At 46.7% G+C, this 16,500-nt stretch carries 13 protein-coding genes; 6 read left to right on the top strand and 7 right to left on the bottom strand.

The annotated features are described in order from the left end of the window. The first annotated feature begins 74 nt into the window (after nt 1–74). From argH to EI981_RS26110, 5 genes are all read left to right on the top strand, one after another. Nucleotides 75–1,490, top strand: coding sequence for an argininosuccinate lyase (argH, locus tag EI981_RS26130; protein WP_127003222.1), 1,416 nt, complete (start codon nt 75–77; stop codon nt 1,488–1,490). Between the two features lie 379 nt (nt 1,491–1,869). Then, nucleotides 1,870–3,846 carry a methyl-accepting chemotaxis protein gene (locus EI981_RS26125; RefSeq protein ID WP_227011595.1) on the top strand — a complete coding sequence of 659 codons (1,977 nt, stop codon included), beginning with the start codon at nt 1,870–1,872 and terminating at the stop codon, nt 3,844–3,846. A 156-nt stretch (nt 3,847–4,002) separates the two neighbouring features. Then, on the top strand, nt 4,003–4,647 hold the full coding sequence (locus tag EI981_RS26120; protein ID WP_127003220.1) for a YhbD family protein: 645 nt from the start codon (nt 4,003–4,005) through the stop codon (nt 4,645–4,647). A 4-nt stretch (nt 4,648–4,651) separates the two neighbouring features. Next, the gene (locus EI981_RS26115; protein ID WP_127003218.1) at nt 4,652–5,377 is read left to right on the top strand and encodes a hypothetical protein; all 726 of its coding nucleotides are present in this window, start codon (nt 4,652–4,654) and stop codon (nt 5,375–5,377) included. A 38-nt stretch (nt 5,378–5,415) separates the two neighbouring features. Continuing rightward, a complete protein-coding gene (locus EI981_RS26110; protein ID WP_127003216.1) occupies nt 5,416–6,153 on the top strand; it encodes a hypothetical protein in 738 nt (245 codons plus the stop codon). A gap of 82 nt (nt 6,154–6,235) precedes the next feature. Here EI981_RS26110 and EI981_RS26105 read toward each other — a convergent pair whose 3' ends face one another. The 7 genes from EI981_RS26105 to EI981_RS26075 form a co-directional block, all read right to left on the bottom strand. After that, entirely contained in the window at nt 6,236–7,507 is a 1,272-nt protein-coding gene (locus EI981_RS26105) for a CynX/NimT family MFS transporter (RefSeq protein ID WP_127003214.1), read from the bottom strand. Nucleotides 7,508–7,717: 210 nt separating this feature from the next. Continuing rightward, a complete protein-coding gene (locus EI981_RS26100; protein WP_127003212.1) occupies nt 7,718–10,153 on the bottom strand; it encodes an Mbeg1-like protein in 2,436 nt (811 codons plus the stop codon). A gap of 15 nt (nt 10,154–10,168) precedes the next feature. Further along, entirely contained in the window at nt 10,169–10,912 is a 744-nt protein-coding gene (locus EI981_RS26095) for a hypothetical protein (protein ID WP_127003210.1), read from the bottom strand. Nucleotides 10,913–11,014: 102 nt separating this feature from the next. Continuing rightward, on the bottom strand, nt 11,015–12,106 hold the full coding sequence (locus tag EI981_RS26090) for a hypothetical protein (protein WP_127003208.1): 1,092 nt from the start codon (nt 12,104–12,106) through the stop codon (nt 11,015–11,017). Nucleotides 12,107–12,130: 24 nt separating this feature from the next. Then, nucleotides 12,131–12,448, bottom strand: coding sequence for a WXG100 family type VII secretion target (locus EI981_RS26085; protein ID WP_127003206.1), 318 nt, complete (start codon nt 12,446–12,448; stop codon nt 12,131–12,133). A gap of 253 nt (nt 12,449–12,701) precedes the next feature. Beyond that, nucleotides 12,702–13,742 (bottom strand): N-acetylglucosamine kinase, encoded by a 1,041-nt coding sequence (locus EI981_RS26080; protein WP_127003204.1) that lies wholly within the window; start codon nt 13,740–13,742, stop codon nt 12,702–12,704. Further along, the gene (locus tag EI981_RS26075; RefSeq protein ID WP_127003202.1) at nt 13,739–15,040 is read right to left on the bottom strand and encodes a 6-phospho-beta-glucosidase; all 1,302 of its coding nucleotides are present in this window, start codon (nt 15,038–15,040) and stop codon (nt 13,739–13,741) included. The genes EI981_RS26080 and EI981_RS26075 overlap by 4 nt, the downstream gene beginning before the upstream one ends. A 326-nt stretch (nt 15,041–15,366) precedes the next feature. On the opposite strand from EI981_RS26075, the gene EI981_RS26070 reads away from it, so the two are divergent. Then, the gene (locus EI981_RS26070) at nt 15,367–16,236 is read left to right on the top strand and encodes a MurR/RpiR family transcriptional regulator (protein WP_127003200.1); all 870 of its coding nucleotides are present in this window, start codon (nt 15,367–15,369) and stop codon (nt 16,234–16,236) included. Nucleotides 16,237–16,500 lie beyond the last annotated feature (264 nt).

Here is a 16,500-nt window from a genome sequence, read left to right as displayed (position 1 = left end):
TTGCAGGACGATGGCTATTTTTTCATCATTTATTTATATGACGACATAGATTACAGGATAAGGAGTGGGGTCAGGTGAGCAAACTGTGGGGCGGACGTTTCACGAAGCAGACGAACAGGCTGGTTGAACAGTACACGGCATCGATCGGCTTTGATAAGCTGCTGGCAGAGGAAGATGTGCAGGGAAGTCTGGCACATGTCAGCATGCTGGGCAAATGCGGAATTCTACCGGAAGAGGATGTCGAGAAGATCAAAGAGGGGCTTCATACGGTACTCGGCCAGATTCGGCGCGGGGAGTTGGAGTATTCTATTGAAAATGAAGACATTCATATGAATATCGAGAAGCAGTTGATCGATGAGATCGGTCCTGTAGGCGGTAAGCTCCATACCGGACGCAGTCGGAATGATCAGGTCGCAACGGATATGCATCTATATCTGCGCAAGCGGGTGGTAGAATTCGTTGGCTTGCTACATGATCTGCAGGAAGCTCTGCTGGAGCAGGCCCGGGCGAATCAGGAGACAATTCTGCCGGGGTACACCCATCTGCAGCGCGCTCAACCGATTCTGTTCGCACATCATTTAATGGCGTATGTCTCGATGTTCCAACGGGATATTGAGCGTCTGCAGGATAGCTACCGGCGCATTAATGTGCTTCCTCTTGGTGCGGGAGCATTGGCCGGGACGACTTTCCCGATCGACCGTCACTATGTCGCCGAGCAGCTCCACTTTGACAGCGTCTATGAGAACAGCTTGGACGCGGTCAGCGACCGCGACTTCATCATTGAATTCCTGGCTGATGCTTCGATCCTGATGATGCATTTGTCGCGTTTGAGTGAGGAACTAGTACTGTGGAGCAGCACAGAGTTCCGGTTTGTTGAGTTGGATGACGCCTTCTGCACCGGTAGCAGCATTATGCCGCAGAAAAAGAATCCGGATGTACCTGAACTGGTACGCGGAAAGACTGGGCGTGTCTATGGGAACCTGATGGGACTCCTAACCGTCCTCAAATCACTGCCGCTGGCCTATAACAAGGACATGCAGGAGGACAAGGAAGGCATGTTCGATACAGTTGAGACGCTGCAAGGAGCGCTCAAGCTGTTCGCTCCCATGATTGCTACGATGAAGGTGAACAGTGGGCAGATGCGCGAAGCGGTTAACAAGGATTTCTCCAACGCGACCGATATTGCGGATTTTCTGGCCAACAAAGGCATGCCTTTCCGCCAAGCCCATGAGGTGATCGGGAAGACCGTGCTGTATTGTATTCAAAATAACAAGTTCCTGCTCGATCTAACGCTGGCGGAATTCAAGCAATTCTCTTCCTTGTTCGATGAGAGTATCTACGATGTACTGCAGCCTGAGGCGGTAGTGAATGCCCGTAATGTATACGGCGGGACGGCCTCCAGTCAGGTAGCGGCAGCGATCGGACGTGCGGAGGCAAAACTCGCGGCAACGGCCGATTGGGTTGTTGAATATACAGAGAAGAGCAAATAATGAACATAAGCTGAACTTCTTGAACCGTCGTATCCTTATAGGGGTGCGATGGTTTTTGTTGTTTATGGGATTAAATGATGAATCTAAGGGGTTTCAATAGATTGTATTTTTGTAAATAATAAGGCTGTTTTGCAGTACCTTGAAAAAGATTATTAAAGTTTCATGAAAATTTTCGAGACATATTAAAAAATGTTCGAATTATGTCGAAGAAAGGGATATCTTGCAATATACCCTGCAAAATCATGTGAAAACTTCTAGTTAAAATACAGCATCGGAATAACATATTTTCAGGAGATAGGAGGGGGTATATCACTTTTGGGCTTATCATTAAATTATAGGGGGAACTTTCTTGAAGGGGATTATCAAACGTTTATACTCTTTGGTAGAAATACGCACTTTACGTAATCGGCTATTCTTATTGTTCGCTGTTATGTTTATCATACCTAACGTTCTGATTGCCTATAGCAGCTTTGGGAGTGCCAAGCGACAGCTACAGGTAGAGACGGATAAGAATATGAAGATCAGTGCAACTCAATTCAACGATACCATAGATCGTGTTATTGAGGCGCAGGTCTATAATTTGGAACAACTGGTGATGGAGATAGATTCGAAGCAGATTGACAGCAAGTCACCTGAACTAAGACGTCTGCTTGAGCTCTTTATTGATAAACACCCGGATCTTGAGAACATTGTTGTCGGCAATAACAACGGCGCTTGGATGAAAGCTCCGGACCCTGGCAAACAGGACTATGATCCACGAGAGAGAGATTGGTATAAGGCTACGATGGAGAATCCCGGGGAGACCGTTATTATTGATCCGTTTCGTTCGCTAACAACGGGGCATTATAACTTATACATTAGTCACTCTCTGGCCGATGGACAAGGCGCATTGACGATCTCTCTGGATCTGGCAAAGATTAATGAGATGGTTGGGAAAGTAGAGTTGGGGAAAGATGGATTTCTTTATATCATAGACCGGACAAATAGGATTGTAGCATCTCCGACAATAGAGATTGGTGAAGAGGTCGAAGGTGACTATGTGAATGAGATTCAGTCGGCTGGATCAGGAATGTTTGACTATACTAGTCCAGTTAGTGGGAGACCACAGCGGGCCTATTTCCTGACCAATTCATGGACAGGATTCAAAATCGTTGGAGTAATGGAAGAGGATGAGATTAAAAAAGCCGCAATGCCGATATTCTGGAATTCGCTGGTTGTATCAGGATTGTCCCTCGTTATCGGGCTTGGGCTGTTATATTTCGTCGTTCGTGCAGTTACTCGGCCGATTGAACGGCTGAACCTGTCTTCCAGACGAGTCAGCGATGGCTATTTGAACGAAGAGGTCGCCGTAAGCAGCAAGGATGAAGTGGGCCAACTGTCGGCCAACTATAACAATATGGTAGGAACGATCAGGGAGATTATTGGCAGTGTTGCCGAGGCTTCCAGCCAGCTCGCGGCCTCCAGCGAGGAGCTGACGGCCAGCACGGAGCATAATTCCAAGGCGGTGGAGCATGTCGTCGACCTCGTTCAAGATGCGTCTGCGGATGCGGAAGCACAGGCAATCTCTTCAGCGGAAGGGGCGAGAGCGATGGAGGAGATGTCTCAAGGTATTTATAGAATCGCTGAGGCATCCAACCAAATTGCAAGCTCATCCTCACAGACAGAGCAGGACATTCAAACCGGCAGTGAAAAAGTATCGATCGTTGCTACGCAGATGAATGAAATTCATCGTTCCACTGCGGAATCGGCTGAGCTGATTCGTAAAATGACAGAAATTAGCTCTCAAGTTACTGATATGAGTGCTGCGGTGTCCGACATTGCCGTGAAGACAAATCTACTGGCTTTGAACGCTTCTATTGAAGCGGCGAGAGCGGGTGAGGAAGGAAGAGGCTTCGCCGTTGTAGCTGGAGAGGTTCGCAAGCTGGCGGAGCAGTCCAAGGTGACCGTTGAGAAAATCCGGAATAGTCTGACGATGATGACTGAATTAACGGATCAAGCCTATGCGAAAATGAGTCAAGATGTCGTAACTAATGTAGAACTCGGCATGACGGTTACAGATGATGCCCAGATCGCATTCCGGCAAATCGAGCAGTCGACTAAGCTGATCATAGAGCAGATTCAAGATGTATCAGCGATTACCGAACAGATGTCGGCCAGCGCGGATCAGGTGACCGCTTCAGTTGCTCGTATTGCCGATACCTCGGCCAAGAGCCAGGATGCCTTCCAAAGTGTTACAGCGGCGACGGAGCAGCAGCTTGCCTCGATGCAGGAGATTGCTTCCGCGGCAGAGGGACTAGCCAAGATTGCAACCGATATGAACGGTAAAGTGGAGTATTTCAAATTCGATAAAGAATAGAATAAGATGATCGGAGAAGTCTCTAACGTATTAACAAATGCGTTGGAGACTTTTTTTACTGCAATTTTAATGGGGAGAGAGCAATAGGGGATATTCGGCAACTTTACAACGTAACAATGTTATGTTACATTATTTTCGTAAGAAAGGGGTATAAGTATGAGTGAGGATTTAATTTCCAAGAAAGAGCTGCTGGATTTGACCGGAATATCCTATGGACAGCTATATCGATGGAAGCGTAAAAATTTGATTCCCGAGCAGTGGTTCATCCGTAAATCTTCCTTCACTGGGCAGGAGACCTTCTTCCCGCGTGACAAGATAATACGGCGGATCGACAAGATTCTGAACATGAAGGATGATCTATCACTGGACGCACTGGCCGATGTATTCTCGCCAAATCTGGCGGACATCCAATTAACAGCTGGGGAGATTATGGAACAGAACATTGTTACATCAGCTGCTCTGAATTTATATATTGAAATGGTTGACCCTGCGGCGCAGCATATTATATTCGAGTTCGATAAGCTACTCAGTATTTATGTGCTGGATAGATGGCTTCAGAGCGGGGATATTGCGCTGGATGAAGGGCGGTTATTGATTCAGGCCCTGAATGAGCATTTGCCGCGGATGGCGGGAATGGAATGCGGAATTGTCTTGATTCGCAAAATGGGGGTGTCGGCCTTCCTTCTTATCCCCAATGATCAGGAGATCTACATGGATCCCGGGGTGAAGAGGGTTGCCCATCTATCGCTAGCACAGTGCACGGAAGAATTAAAATTACTTGTTAACGGGAGTGAGGGTTAAGTTTATGGGGAATGGATTCAAGGATTTGAAAATTAATGGAATAGGTCAGGTGGCTGGAGGAGTCTATGGGAGCATCGTAGCTGATGGGCTTGCAACTATAAATGGTGATGTTGTTTGCGATTCACTAACATCTAACGGTACGTTGAAAGTGAAGAAGTCTATCGAAGCAGGGAAATTACGCATGAATGGAACCGGCTCCGCTTCCGAATCGATTCGCGGTGGTGAATTACGCGTTGACGGTATGTTGAAGGTGGATGGACATGTGAGATTCGTTGAGATGGACATCAACGGGATGCTGACGGTAAACGGGGGAATCGCCGGTGAACATGCCAAGGTAGATGGCGGAATGAAGACGAGAGAAAACGCAGAGTTCGAGAGCTTGAAGGTTCACGGTCAGATTCGCGCTGGCGGAATGATTAATGCCGGGGAATTAGAGATTCTCCTGGAAGGGAACAGCCAGGCGCGTGAAATTGGCGGCGAGCGCATTGTTGTCAAGCGGAAGCTGGCCTCTCCGCGAAGACTGCTAAGCTTGCTGTCGTCTTCACTAGCAGCGAGGCTGTCCGCAGATTCTATTGAAGGTGACATTGTTGAGCTTGAGGAGACGAGGGCCACCATCGTACGTGGAAATATCGTAAAGGTCGGACCTGGGTGTGAGATTGAACGAATAGAGTATAGGCAGCACTGCGAGATTGATCCGAGAGCATCGGTCCGCAGCGTGGAGCAGGTGTAGCTATGATGGATAGATATAGTGCAGGAGGCGAAATGAATATGACTGTACGAGATGATGAAGGAAGCTCTAACTTGCGGATTATCGGCAACAGCAATTCAAACGGTGGAGTGTTTGATAAGGTTACCATCGTCGGCGATGCACAGATTGACGGCGATATTGACTGCTCCAAATTCAGGGGTACAGGTACCTTGGATGTAGAAGGAAGTCTGCGCGCCGAAAGCCTTAAATCGACGGGGGAGATCAGAACGACGGAAGATTTGCAGGGCGGCAGTCTGGCGATGACGGGCAACATAAAGATCGGCAGGGATCTGATCGCAGCCAAGACAAGTTTCAACGGAGAAGTCGAGGTTGGCAACCGGATCATCGGCGAGGAGATTCATATCTTCGGTAATTTGACGGTCCGTCATGGCATTCAAGCTGAGAACTTCCGGGTGAAGGGTGCACTGCAGATGAACGGTATGTTGAACGCAGACAAGATTGAGATCGATCTGTATGGCAGAAGTGTGGTTACCGAAGTGGTAGGCGGGGAGATCAAGGTCGAGCCAAGCAACTTCAAAAAATGGGTCTCTTTGTTCACATTCAAAGGTTTGCCGCAATTGGAGAGTGAAGTGATTGAAGGAGATCGTCTCTATCTGGAGAACACGATTGCCAGAGTGGTACGCGGTTCAACCGTAGTTATCGGGAAGGGTTGTCAAATCGGGATAGTGGAGTATCGGGAGGGCTTGCAGCAAGATAAGGACTCCATTATTGAGGACAGCCGGTACGTCGGATTATAGTCTGTATAGAAATAGGATAAAAAAGGCTTCTTTTGTCGGTAGTTCAGCTGATGCGGCTGCACGGACAAAAGAAGCTTTTTTGTTATTTTGGGCTGATATAGCCTTTACGCCCGGCGGCATATCCGAAGATAATCGTCAGGATGGACATCAAAGTGATCGTAGCCAGCGGGACATCCCATCCGCCGCTGGCATCATGGATGAAGCCGAACAGGGTTGGGCCGACACCAGCTAGCAAATATCCGATCGACTGGGCCATCCCTGATATGGCCGCCGCTTGTTCAGATGTATGCGAACGCAGCGAGAAGAAGGTAATGACCAGACTGAAGGTCGTACCGCAGCCTAGCCCGATTAACATGATGTATAACGGAGCCAGATTATGCGGGCCAACCCATACACCGCCGAAGCCAAATAGGAAGAAGGCGGAGGAAGCTGCGGTGATCCAGCGCTGATCTTGCAATCGCGTAGCGAGGAGCGGCATGACGAAGGAACCGATCATACTTAGGATTTGCATGAGTGAGAGCATCCAGCCCGCCTTAGCCATATCCATACCCTGTTCGTGCAAAATTTCCGGTAGCCAGGATACCCCGACATAGAACATGACGGACTGGAAGCCCATATAGATGGTAACGAGCCAAGCAACGGGAGAACGCCATACTTGAACTGGCCTCCGCGGGCCGGCGTTCTGTACCCGGCCAGCTTCTTTCTCCTTGGCATGGTTGGCTCGGCGCAATAGCGGCAGCCAAGTCAATGTCGCAGCCAGGGCGAGCACAACCCAGATCGCCAGCGATCCGCGCCAGCCGAGAAAGGTAAGCGAGAGCGGGATGCTGATGCCTGAGGCGATGGCGGCCCATAGATTCATGAATGATGAATACAATCCGGTCATCATTCCGATTTGCCGTGGGAAATCGCGCTTAATCAAGCCAGGAACCAGGACATTGCATATGGCGATAGCGATACCAGCTAACGCTGTGCCCAGGAATAAGGGGGGAATGCCCGGAATAGAGCGAAGCAGAATCCCGATGATTAGCAGCCCAGTGCTAGCGAGCAGGGTAAGCTCCATGCCGAAGCGGCTCGAGAGCTTCGGCGCAACCAGGGCGAATAAGCCGAATGCGATTAGCGGCAGTGTCGTAAGCATGCCAGCTGTCGTATGCGTCAGTCCTGTTGAGGCCTGGATTTGCGTAATGAGTGATCCGACGCCTGTTAATGGCGATCGAAGAGTAGCAGCGGTCAACATAATAGCGATGAAGAGCAGGGGAGTTGCAGCCTTCGTCGCAGTTAAGGCTTGAGTCTTGCCGGTTGAGTGAAAGGGACCCGGCTGAGCCTTGGAATCAGGGAGAACCTCATTGGATTTCATACTTGCTGCAAGCCACCTTCCGATACTCACCGAATGTGTAATACCAAATTCGGGATGAAATATATGTATTTAGAATATTGAAATAACCTTAGCATATGAAAACTTTTGCAATCAATAGTTAAAATTACGCTGAAAGAAAAAACATCTGCATTCCCGTATTGTTGTAATCTCCAATTACAACAAAGGAATAAGCAGATGCAGAACTGCAAATCAAATCAATCCCCGGATCTCGCTTCTCACCATTTGTTCGACTTTCAAATACTGATCGCGCGCAACAGTAATGGAATGTGTTTTACGCTGCATTTCTGTAGCGATCCGTCTGCCGCGATTTCTGACATCGTCAATTGCCCTCTGAAGCTGACGAATTTGGCTTTGTACGTTAGATTCGCTATAGGCGCGCGAAATATCAGATGCAATTCGTTCCGCATCGCTCATGATTCGTCCTGTTGTAGACACGATCTCGTCGTCCATACGTTTGAACCTCGTCTGCAAATCGCTGAGTCGGTCTACGCTGACCATGAGAAGGCCTCCGGAGAATTTGGACAACCCTGTTACAACCTTGCGTGTAAATGGTTTGATTCCCCCATAAGCTTGTTGACCCAAGTCTTTCAATTTACTCTTTGATAGAGTGACCATTGATTTCATTTTCTCTTTATACTCACTGACTTTCAGGCTAATCGTATTTTTTAGATTACTGTATAGATTAGAAACCCTATCAACGAGTGTATCCCAGGATTTCTTTATGCCTTCCATAATCCGTCTATAGGTAGAGACCAGCTTATTGCAAAAACTTTTAACCGTTTGGCTCAAAGTCTGGGCGAATCGAGCAACACCTTCATAAATCTGTATTGCGGCATCTTTGGCCTTTTCAGCTAGGCTCTTCATCTGATCCTTGAGACTTTCCCAGCCCGCCTTTAATTTATCTACAAAAGCAGTAAATGCAGCACTGATTTTTGAGCCAAGCACCTTCATCTTATCCCGGGCCTGATCCAGCTTGGTGACTAGCCAATTGCCGATTTCCTTAGCTTTGGTTATCGATGCATCTACAACTTTACTCCATGTGGATCGGGTTAAATCGACGGTACGTTTTATCCCGTCTTTCAGACCAATGATTGCATTCGTAGTTTTTTCTTTAACGATTCCAAACCAGCCTTTAACCGTATCAATAGAACTGTTCCAGGCATTTTTCACGGCGTCGGCCGCTTTTTTCGTACCTTCGGCAACCCAATTTCCAAAATCTTTGATGCCTTGGAACATCCTATCCTTAAATTGATTGATTTTCTCCAGGGCAGCCATACCCGCATTTTTGAGGTCAGACATAAAGTTATTAATCATTTGGACCATCGCATCCCAGCCGTCTTTGATCTTACCGGCAAACTCAGAAATGCTAGCCGCAATTTCCTTGGCTTTATTTTCAATTTTAGCTGCTAAATCCGATACAAAGGCTTGCAGCTTCTCGCGGATTATAGGACCCAAGATGGCGCCGATTTCTTCCTTTAATTGACGTAGGTAGCCGAAATTGTCTGCGTTGATTTTCAAATATAGCAAAAAGTCATCCATAAATTCCTGAGGCAACACAGCCATCCCAATAGTGGCTGCCAGCAGATTTCCAAAATCTTTTCCGCCTTGGGCGGCTTTCTCCAAAAGATAATCCCCTACATACGGCAGCGCAATTTTGATGCCCTGATTGGTATGGTCCTGACTCACCTTTTGGAACCCTTCGTCTCCGCTTTGCAGCATAGCTAATAGTCCGTCCATCGCATAGCTTCGATCCGGCTCTGGCATATGAGCGTTTAAATAGATCGTTAGGTCGTTTACGAGCTGTGGAATAGCCCCTTGTTCGGCTGTGTCTCGCAACTGTCCGTTTCCATCCAACACGATGACCGGGCTATGATTCCTGAGGAAATCCTCTTGATACTCAGTATCTATGTAGATGAATTTTCCCGCTACCGGTATCAATAGGCAGTTCACGTAATCACTTTCTGCGGAAATGGAAATGATTTTATATCTATTCTTGTCTATCAAGTCCTGATATTTTTCAACAAATTCTTTCGAGAATCCCTGTCCATCCAGAGAAAGGACCCGATCCACCTTATCGGAAAGAATCCCTACGTATTGGGCCTTGTTACCGCCTTTGGAGTGACCGGTAACCGTTATGTTGTTATAGGGCAGACTTTCGATATACTTCAAAGCCTGCTTCTGCATATCGGTGTCGGATAAATATCCACCTGTACCGTTGTCATACCATTCAAAGTCTCCGGCAGTACCCCGGAAGACAACGGTTGCATTCTTGTCCGAATCGACAAAGGTAGCCATACGAGCGCCGACTTCCAAGGGTTTCCCATTCTGGTCAACGATGATATTTCCATTTTTGTCGTATACTTTACCGACATCTCCATGTTTCAATGTTAGATTCATTAACTGGGGATCTTTTTTTATGGCTTCTAGTACGGTAATCCATTCTTCTCTAGTCATTAGACCCGGGTAGCTATTGGCACCATCTTTTACAGTGATGCTTTTGTCTAGCCCGCCTTTCAAAAGATAATCTACAATATCTTCAACCTTCTTATTATTTCGGTTTGCAACATCATCAAGATATATCAAATTATCTAAGAGAATTAACTGGCTATTACTTAGCTCAGACAAATTTCTACCTCCGTCCTACCTTATTTTTAAAATTTTCAGATCTTTACCAATCATTACGATGTTATAATCTCCAATGAAGTATTCATCCTCATTTACTGCGTTTAAGGCCTCCATCGTTATAGAATCAAACTTTTCATCCTTGACAATATAAATGGAGACGTCTCCGACCAATTTCTTTTCTATCATTTTTACGGCAATCGTACTTAAACTATCAATCGTGTCGATTCCCTTAGCTGATTCATCTTTTACAAAAACAGTAATATCGGAGTTGAAAAATTCATTTTCATTGTAGATTTCTTCCAACTTCGTATTCTTGTTCAATCGGTCTGGAAATACGCCTTCGCCAAAGTCGACGGAAAATTTAAAATCCTTATAAATTTCTCCTATGAATTCGGAAACAACTTTCGCATATTCCGGAGCGATTAGAATCCCAAAATACGCATCTGTAATATCGTAAGTCCCATCCATATTAATCACGATATGAACTTCAAAACGATCCGATTTAGATCCATTTTTCGGATACAAATACATTAGATTATAGGGATATGCGAAACTACTGCCGCTAAAAGACACGGGCACGAATTCTTCACCGTACTTCTCCTGCAAATGGGTAAGCACCCATTCTTTAATGACTTCTGGAGTTGGTTTATTTTCCTCTGTTTGTTGTTCCTTATTCTTACTCATACAACCACTCACTCCTAAGATAATAATCGTTCCTACTAAAACAACGAGTAATATTCGTCCAACCCATTGATTCATCAGCTTCCTCCCAACAATTTTAATTTGGAGTCTCTTATACATCAACGTATGTAAACATCTAGTAGTTTAACTGATTTTCATTTAATCCAACCATAGCTCTTCTTACCACTTAAAATGGAATGAAGGGAGCTGAAAGAATCGATCCAACCGGCGTGCAATTGCTTGATCAAGGCAATCTGTTACCCGTTCTAGTTCTTGATCCAGTAGGTCATGGAGCTGCCTGTAAAAACTATCAATCAGGGTATCCGTGTCAAATGACTCCTGCTCCAGGGTAAACAGAGCAACACCCATAAATACGGTTTGGACACTTTCGAATGTACGCAGGATGAAATCTTCGGCCTGCTTTGTAAAGTTATTCGCAGTTTCTGAAACCTGATTATCATAGTCTTCATCCGGCAGTTTATCCAATTCGGCTGCAAGTTGATTGCGGTTTGATTCCAGTCTTCCTGCAGCATATCGTATGATGTCCCCGATGGATCTAAGAACCCTCTCATTGTTAAGCTCGCCAACCTTCAAGAACACGGAATAAACGCCAAGGTCTGCAAGGACAGTTACTTCATCTTCTTCTGCTCCCGGAAAGAAGAAATTCCAGATCACGGGTTCTACGGTTCCAGCTGTGTTGTAGAACCAGCTGACGAATCGGGAGAACTCGCTTTGTTCTGATAAGATTGCTCTCCCGCTGTCGTCAAAAACCAGTTTTCTAGAAAGAGGGACGACGTCCTCTTCTTCCAGATCATCCATTTCCTTTACAAATACGACTTTCTCAGTATGATCTCCCACCGGGTCATTTTCCACAACATAGTTGACCGCTTTTCCAGGGAGTTCTTCTATAGTTGGCGCACCAAAAACAATAGCTTCCGCATCGAGTGTTTCCGCTAGCATAGCGGCACGCCAGCCTCCCTGGCCAAGTCCGGTAAACACGGTAGTAACATCAGGTGGCAACTCTTCTCGAATGTTATGTACCATGGTGTCTAATGGGAATGAATATGTAATTTGATCTCCCGATTCTTTTGGTTGAAGTACTACCACTATGCCGTACTGCTGCTCCTTGTTGAGAAGTAGAACCCAATCCCGTCGGTGCTCAATACTTGATTGTTCCAACAACTCAAGTTCGGCAAAGCTTTCGTACTCTAACCTGGTCTCCGCCGACTCAGCGAGTTCACATAACAGCAAATACTGCTTCACTTGTAACATCCTATTCGCTCTCCTTATTTGTTACTACCTGCCTTTCTGCTGCTTTTGCAGTTCTAACGCCTTTCTGGCTTCCTCAGCTCGGCGGCGCTCATCGGCGATTTGAACTTCCCGAGCCAAGCGTTCAAGCCCGGATTCGATATCCCGGATTTCTGCGTACAACCGGGTGATTTCGCTCTTGGTCTGCCTCGTGAAGTCATCCTTGAATGCTGATCCTGCCTTCCCTTTCCACCAGGAGGCTGCTTCCTGAACATCAGAGCTTAGCTGTCTCTCCGACTTCCTCAGATCAGCCTCCCCTTGAGAAGTCTTCCTGGCCGCAGAACGGATCTCACTCGATGAATACATGGCTTTTTCCTCCAACTTCAATTTTTTACAGGTGATAATCTTATGTATTTCATAGAATTCCGGTCTAAACCCATCTCTAGAACATCTTCATTCAGCAAATGGATTTGAATCTTATAAAAATAACCCTTTGGATTAATTTTACTATATATCCAGTATTAAATATATAACTTACAAAATAGAAAAGAGCCATCCTTAAAGTGCTTGTTTACTTGCCTAAGGATGGCTCTTATATAATAATTCATATCGTTATATATTATGACTCTATCGGAGCGTGCTGTCCGGTCTGCACCTGTTCAATGCTGCTGATTACTTTATGGCGGAACGCCGAATGTACGGGCTGGCCATGGAACAGCTCCAATGCCCATAGTACTGCCCCGGCTGCAGGAGGGACCTGAAGGAAAATGTAACGGCAATTGCAGGGAGCCCAATCGGACATATATTGTTGGTATTTCTCGAAGAGGAGCGGGCTTTCGGCTTTGATCCACACGGAACCGGCGAGTACAATATCGATCTCAGTCTCCCCTGAGAAGTTGAGATTGTTCAAGCAGCCTGCGCTGGAGCGGGCCAACTGTTCAGCCGTCTGATCAATGACGCTGATCGCCGGGGCATCGCCCTGATCTGCTGCGGTGAACAATATTTGCATTAGCTCCGTATTCGGGAGATTCCGCTTCACAGTACCTTCGACCATGGCTTCGATAAATTTCGATTTATCGCTGACCTGAAGGAGATCCATGACTGGCTTAGTCATAGCCGTATCTTCACCCATCCGGTAGAAGGAGTCGTACACGGTACGCAGCACTTTACGGGCTAGATAGAAGCCGCCTGCTTCGTCGCCGGACAACTCGCTGCCGACGCCGCCGACCTGCAGGCGTTCACCAGATCTGCTTATACCTCCGGTGGACATACCCGAACCATTGATAGAGCAGATGCCGTAGCCCTTTTCGCTGCCAGCCTTAATACCGAGGAAGGAATCATTGTCTACAGCATAATTGCTGAAGCCCAGCCGCTTAATCACATCGCCGAGCTGTTCTTTCTGGGAAGGAATGTCCGCCCCGGCAAGCCCAAAGGCAGCAGCCGCAAGCTGATCAGCTTCCAGATCGTGAGGAGTAAGCAATTCCTCTAGATGCTGCCGCATGATTCGGAAGGTGCTGGCATAGGCATCGGGGAAGCGCTCGTGGCTGCAAGTACCAGTACGAAGATGATCAATATAATTGCCTTGAAGATCGAACAGAAAATAATCTGTTTTACTGTTGCCTCCGTCAACACCTATAATGTATTTGTTGACTTTGTTCATTGGCTGCTGCCTTCCTTGAAGAATTGCGGCAGATAGGCTTGGTGAGCCTGCTTAAGCTCCTGGAAGCAATGGTAGGCAGCGTCGTAATCACCGACGAGTGGGTTCATCAGCAGCGCGCGCATAGCGGCATCTTCGCTTCCGCTGACCGCAGCAGCGACAGTCTCGCGCTCATAGGCTTTAACCATCCTCATGTAATCGATAATATGGTGATTGGCAAAGTTTTCGATTTTAATTGGCTTGGCACCGTCTTTGCCGACAACCGCACATACTTCAACAGCATCGTTATCCTCCATGAAATCGAGCGCGCCTTGATTCAGCAGGTTGACGACATGAACCTCTTGTTTATCATTGTAAATGGCATCCACTAGACTGATAGCCACCTCAGAATAATTGGCTCCGCCGCGGGAGGACAGCAGCTCTGGCTTAGTGTGCAGCTTGGAATCAGTGTAGATCTGCAGCAATTCCTCCTCGATCTGCATACATTTCTCGCCTCGAGACAGTTCGCTCTCTTGAACGGTCTTGAGTTTCTTGTTCTTGAAATAGTAGTATTCAAGATAGGAGGAAGGAATCGCGCCAACCGTCTGGATTAGTTCTTTGCTGAAGCCACTGGACGGAATATTCTTCATCGCTTCGCTGTTTAGCCCCATATCAAGCGCGGCTTCAAGATAATCCATACCGTCTTGTCTAATCGAAGTAATCCAGCTCAGATGATTCAATCCAATATAGGTGAACTCGGGGTGCTCCAAATGGAGTGTCTCACGAATGCTTTTGAACATGTTAAAGGGTACATTGCAAAGGCCCAGCATTTTGACCCCGCTATGATTGAGCAATGCCTCAGTAATAATTCCGGCCGGGTTCGAGAAGTTGATCAGCCAGGCATTGGGGCATAGATCCTTCATCCGCTCTGCAATATGCAGCATCGCGGGAATCGTGCGCATCGCCTTGAAAAACCCACCGATACCACAGGTCTCTTGGCCGATTAAATGATATTTAAGCGGGATCTTCTCATCCAGAACTCTGGCGGGAAGTTTGCCAACGCGAATTTGCCCTAGTACAAAGTCAGCATCCCTTAGCGCTTCATCCAAATCCTGAGTCATCGTTATCCGACAGGGGAGCTGCTCAGCCTCGATCATGCGCTTACACAGCTGACCAACAATGTCCAGTTTACAGGCATCGATATCCATGAACACCAGCTCGCTGACGGGCAGTACATTTTTGCGTTTGATAATACCTTCGATAAGTTCAGGGGTATAGGTACTTCCAGAACCAATAATGGAGATCTTTAGCTTCTGAGTCATTTGAACTCCTCCTATGCTTTTGGGATAGAACTCCAGCTGCTATCATCGCCGTCATTATAGCACCCGTTCTTAATTCCGACAATAATATTCCGCAAATAAATGTTATAATGTATTATGTTTTTGAAATAAAATTTCAGGTTAATTAAAGAATTTACCAATTATTCACCTTGATCTGCTTGTTTTCTAGCCAAAAAGCGCTTAAGATAGGTGCAAGTATTGCCAGCTGTTGGTGCAAAGGAATGAATGAATCATATAAGTGCGTGTTCAAAAAGTCAGACTTATTGAACCACCTATATAAATTAATCAAGGTAAGTGGGGAGTATTACATGGCGATTAATGATAATATTCTGATCAAAATTCGTGAGATGAAGGACAATCTGACTCCGGTGGAGAGAATGGTGGCCGAATATATCCTGGCTAATACGGAGGAAATTCCGCACCTCTCTATCAAGAGTCTGGCCCAGCTCAGCAAGACGAGCGACGCCTCTGTGCTTCGCTTCTGTAAGACGATGGGGTATAGCGGATACCGGAATTTCATCGTCAGTATCTCCGCTGCTCTGGGGTCAATCGATGAGGAGCAGAAGGATGTTTATACCGATATTCAACCGGGTGATGACCTATTCACGATTATTTCGAATATTTCGCATAACAATATCAAATCGATAGAGGACACGCTGAGCGTAATTGACCGAAATGAGGTAGCCCGGGCAGTCAAGGTGCTGCGCTCCAGCAACCGCATCGTCTTCTTCGGGATCGGTGCCTCCGGCCTGATCTGCATGGATGGGGAACAGAAATTTTCCCGGATCAACAAAATGAGCCATGCTTACACGGACGGGCATAGCCAGCTTACTGCGGCAACCTTGCTCGGCAAGGGAGATGTCGCTATCTTTGTCTCGAATTCGGGAGATACGGTGGAAATCCTGGATACGCTAGAGATCGCCAAGAAGAACAATGTATCGACCATCGCCATAACCCGGTACAGCAAGAGCGAGCTTGCGGACAAGGCCGATATTCTGCTCGGCATTACGACTCCCGAGATTACGATGCGAAGCGGAGCGATGGGCTCGAGGATTGCGATGCTGACGATTATCGATATTTTGTTCGCCGGCGTAGCTAGCGCTGAATACAAAAATGTGAAGAAATATTTGACCAAGACACATAACATATTGGCTAGCAAGCATCGCGGCCGGAAATAGGCAGTCACTGGGAGTAATTCAGGGTTTAAGCCAGTTTAGCTCGCGAAGCGTGTGAGATAAGATTTGATAAAAGTTGAAAATGGCGTGAAGCACATGCCGCTTTGATCCGGAATCGTTTGCGATTCTTGTGATCAAAGCGGCATTATTTATTTTCAGATAGAAAGGAAGAGGTACGATGAGTGGTTTTGAGACAAAAAAGAACCAATGGCTTAATGATCAGCTCGCTGTAGAAAAAATCCGAGAAGACGCGAGATGCTTCAAAAG

This window comes from Paenibacillus lutimineralis (genome assembly GCF_003991425.1).
Classification (GTDB): domain Bacteria; phylum Bacillota; class Bacilli; order Paenibacillales; family Paenibacillaceae; genus Fontibacillus; species Fontibacillus lutimineralis.
The sequence above is the reverse complement of the archived record's forward strand: the minus strand, read 5'-3'. Positions and strand labels throughout refer to the sequence as shown.

Coding starts and splice junctions, on each gene's coding strand:
- EI981_RS26120 (WP_127003220.1), top strand. CDS start 4,003: ATGAGTGAGGATTTAATTTCCAAGAAAGAGCTGCTGGATTTGACCGGA.
- EI981_RS26115 (WP_127003218.1), top strand. CDS start 4,652: ATGGGGAATGGATTCAAGGATTTGAAAATTAATGGAATAGGTCAGGTG.
- EI981_RS26110 (WP_127003216.1), top strand. CDS start 5,416: ATGACTGTACGAGATGATGAAGGAAGCTCTAACTTGCGGATTATCGGC.
- EI981_RS26105 (WP_127003214.1), bottom strand. CDS start 7,507: ATGAAATCCAATGAGGTTCTCCCTGATTCCAAGGCTCAGCCGGGTCCC.
- EI981_RS26095 (WP_127003210.1), bottom strand. CDS start 10,912: ATGAATCAATGGGTTGGACGAATATTACTCGTTGTTTTAGTAGGAACG.
- EI981_RS26090 (WP_127003208.1), bottom strand. CDS start 12,106: ATGTTACAAGTGAAGCAGTATTTGCTGTTATGTGAACTCGCTGAGTCG.
- EI981_RS26085 (WP_127003206.1), bottom strand. CDS start 12,448: ATGTATTCATCGAGTGAGATCCGTTCTGCGGCCAGGAAGACTTCTCAA.
- EI981_RS26080 (WP_127003204.1), bottom strand. CDS start 13,742: ATGAACAAAGTCAACAAATACATTATAGGTGTTGACGGAGGCAACAGT.
- EI981_RS26075 (WP_127003202.1), bottom strand. CDS start 15,040: ATGACTCAGAAGCTAAAGATCTCCATTATTGGTTCTGGAAGTACCTAT.
- EI981_RS26070 (WP_127003200.1), top strand. CDS start 15,367: ATGGCGATTAATGATAATATTCTGATCAAAATTCGTGAGATGAAGGAC.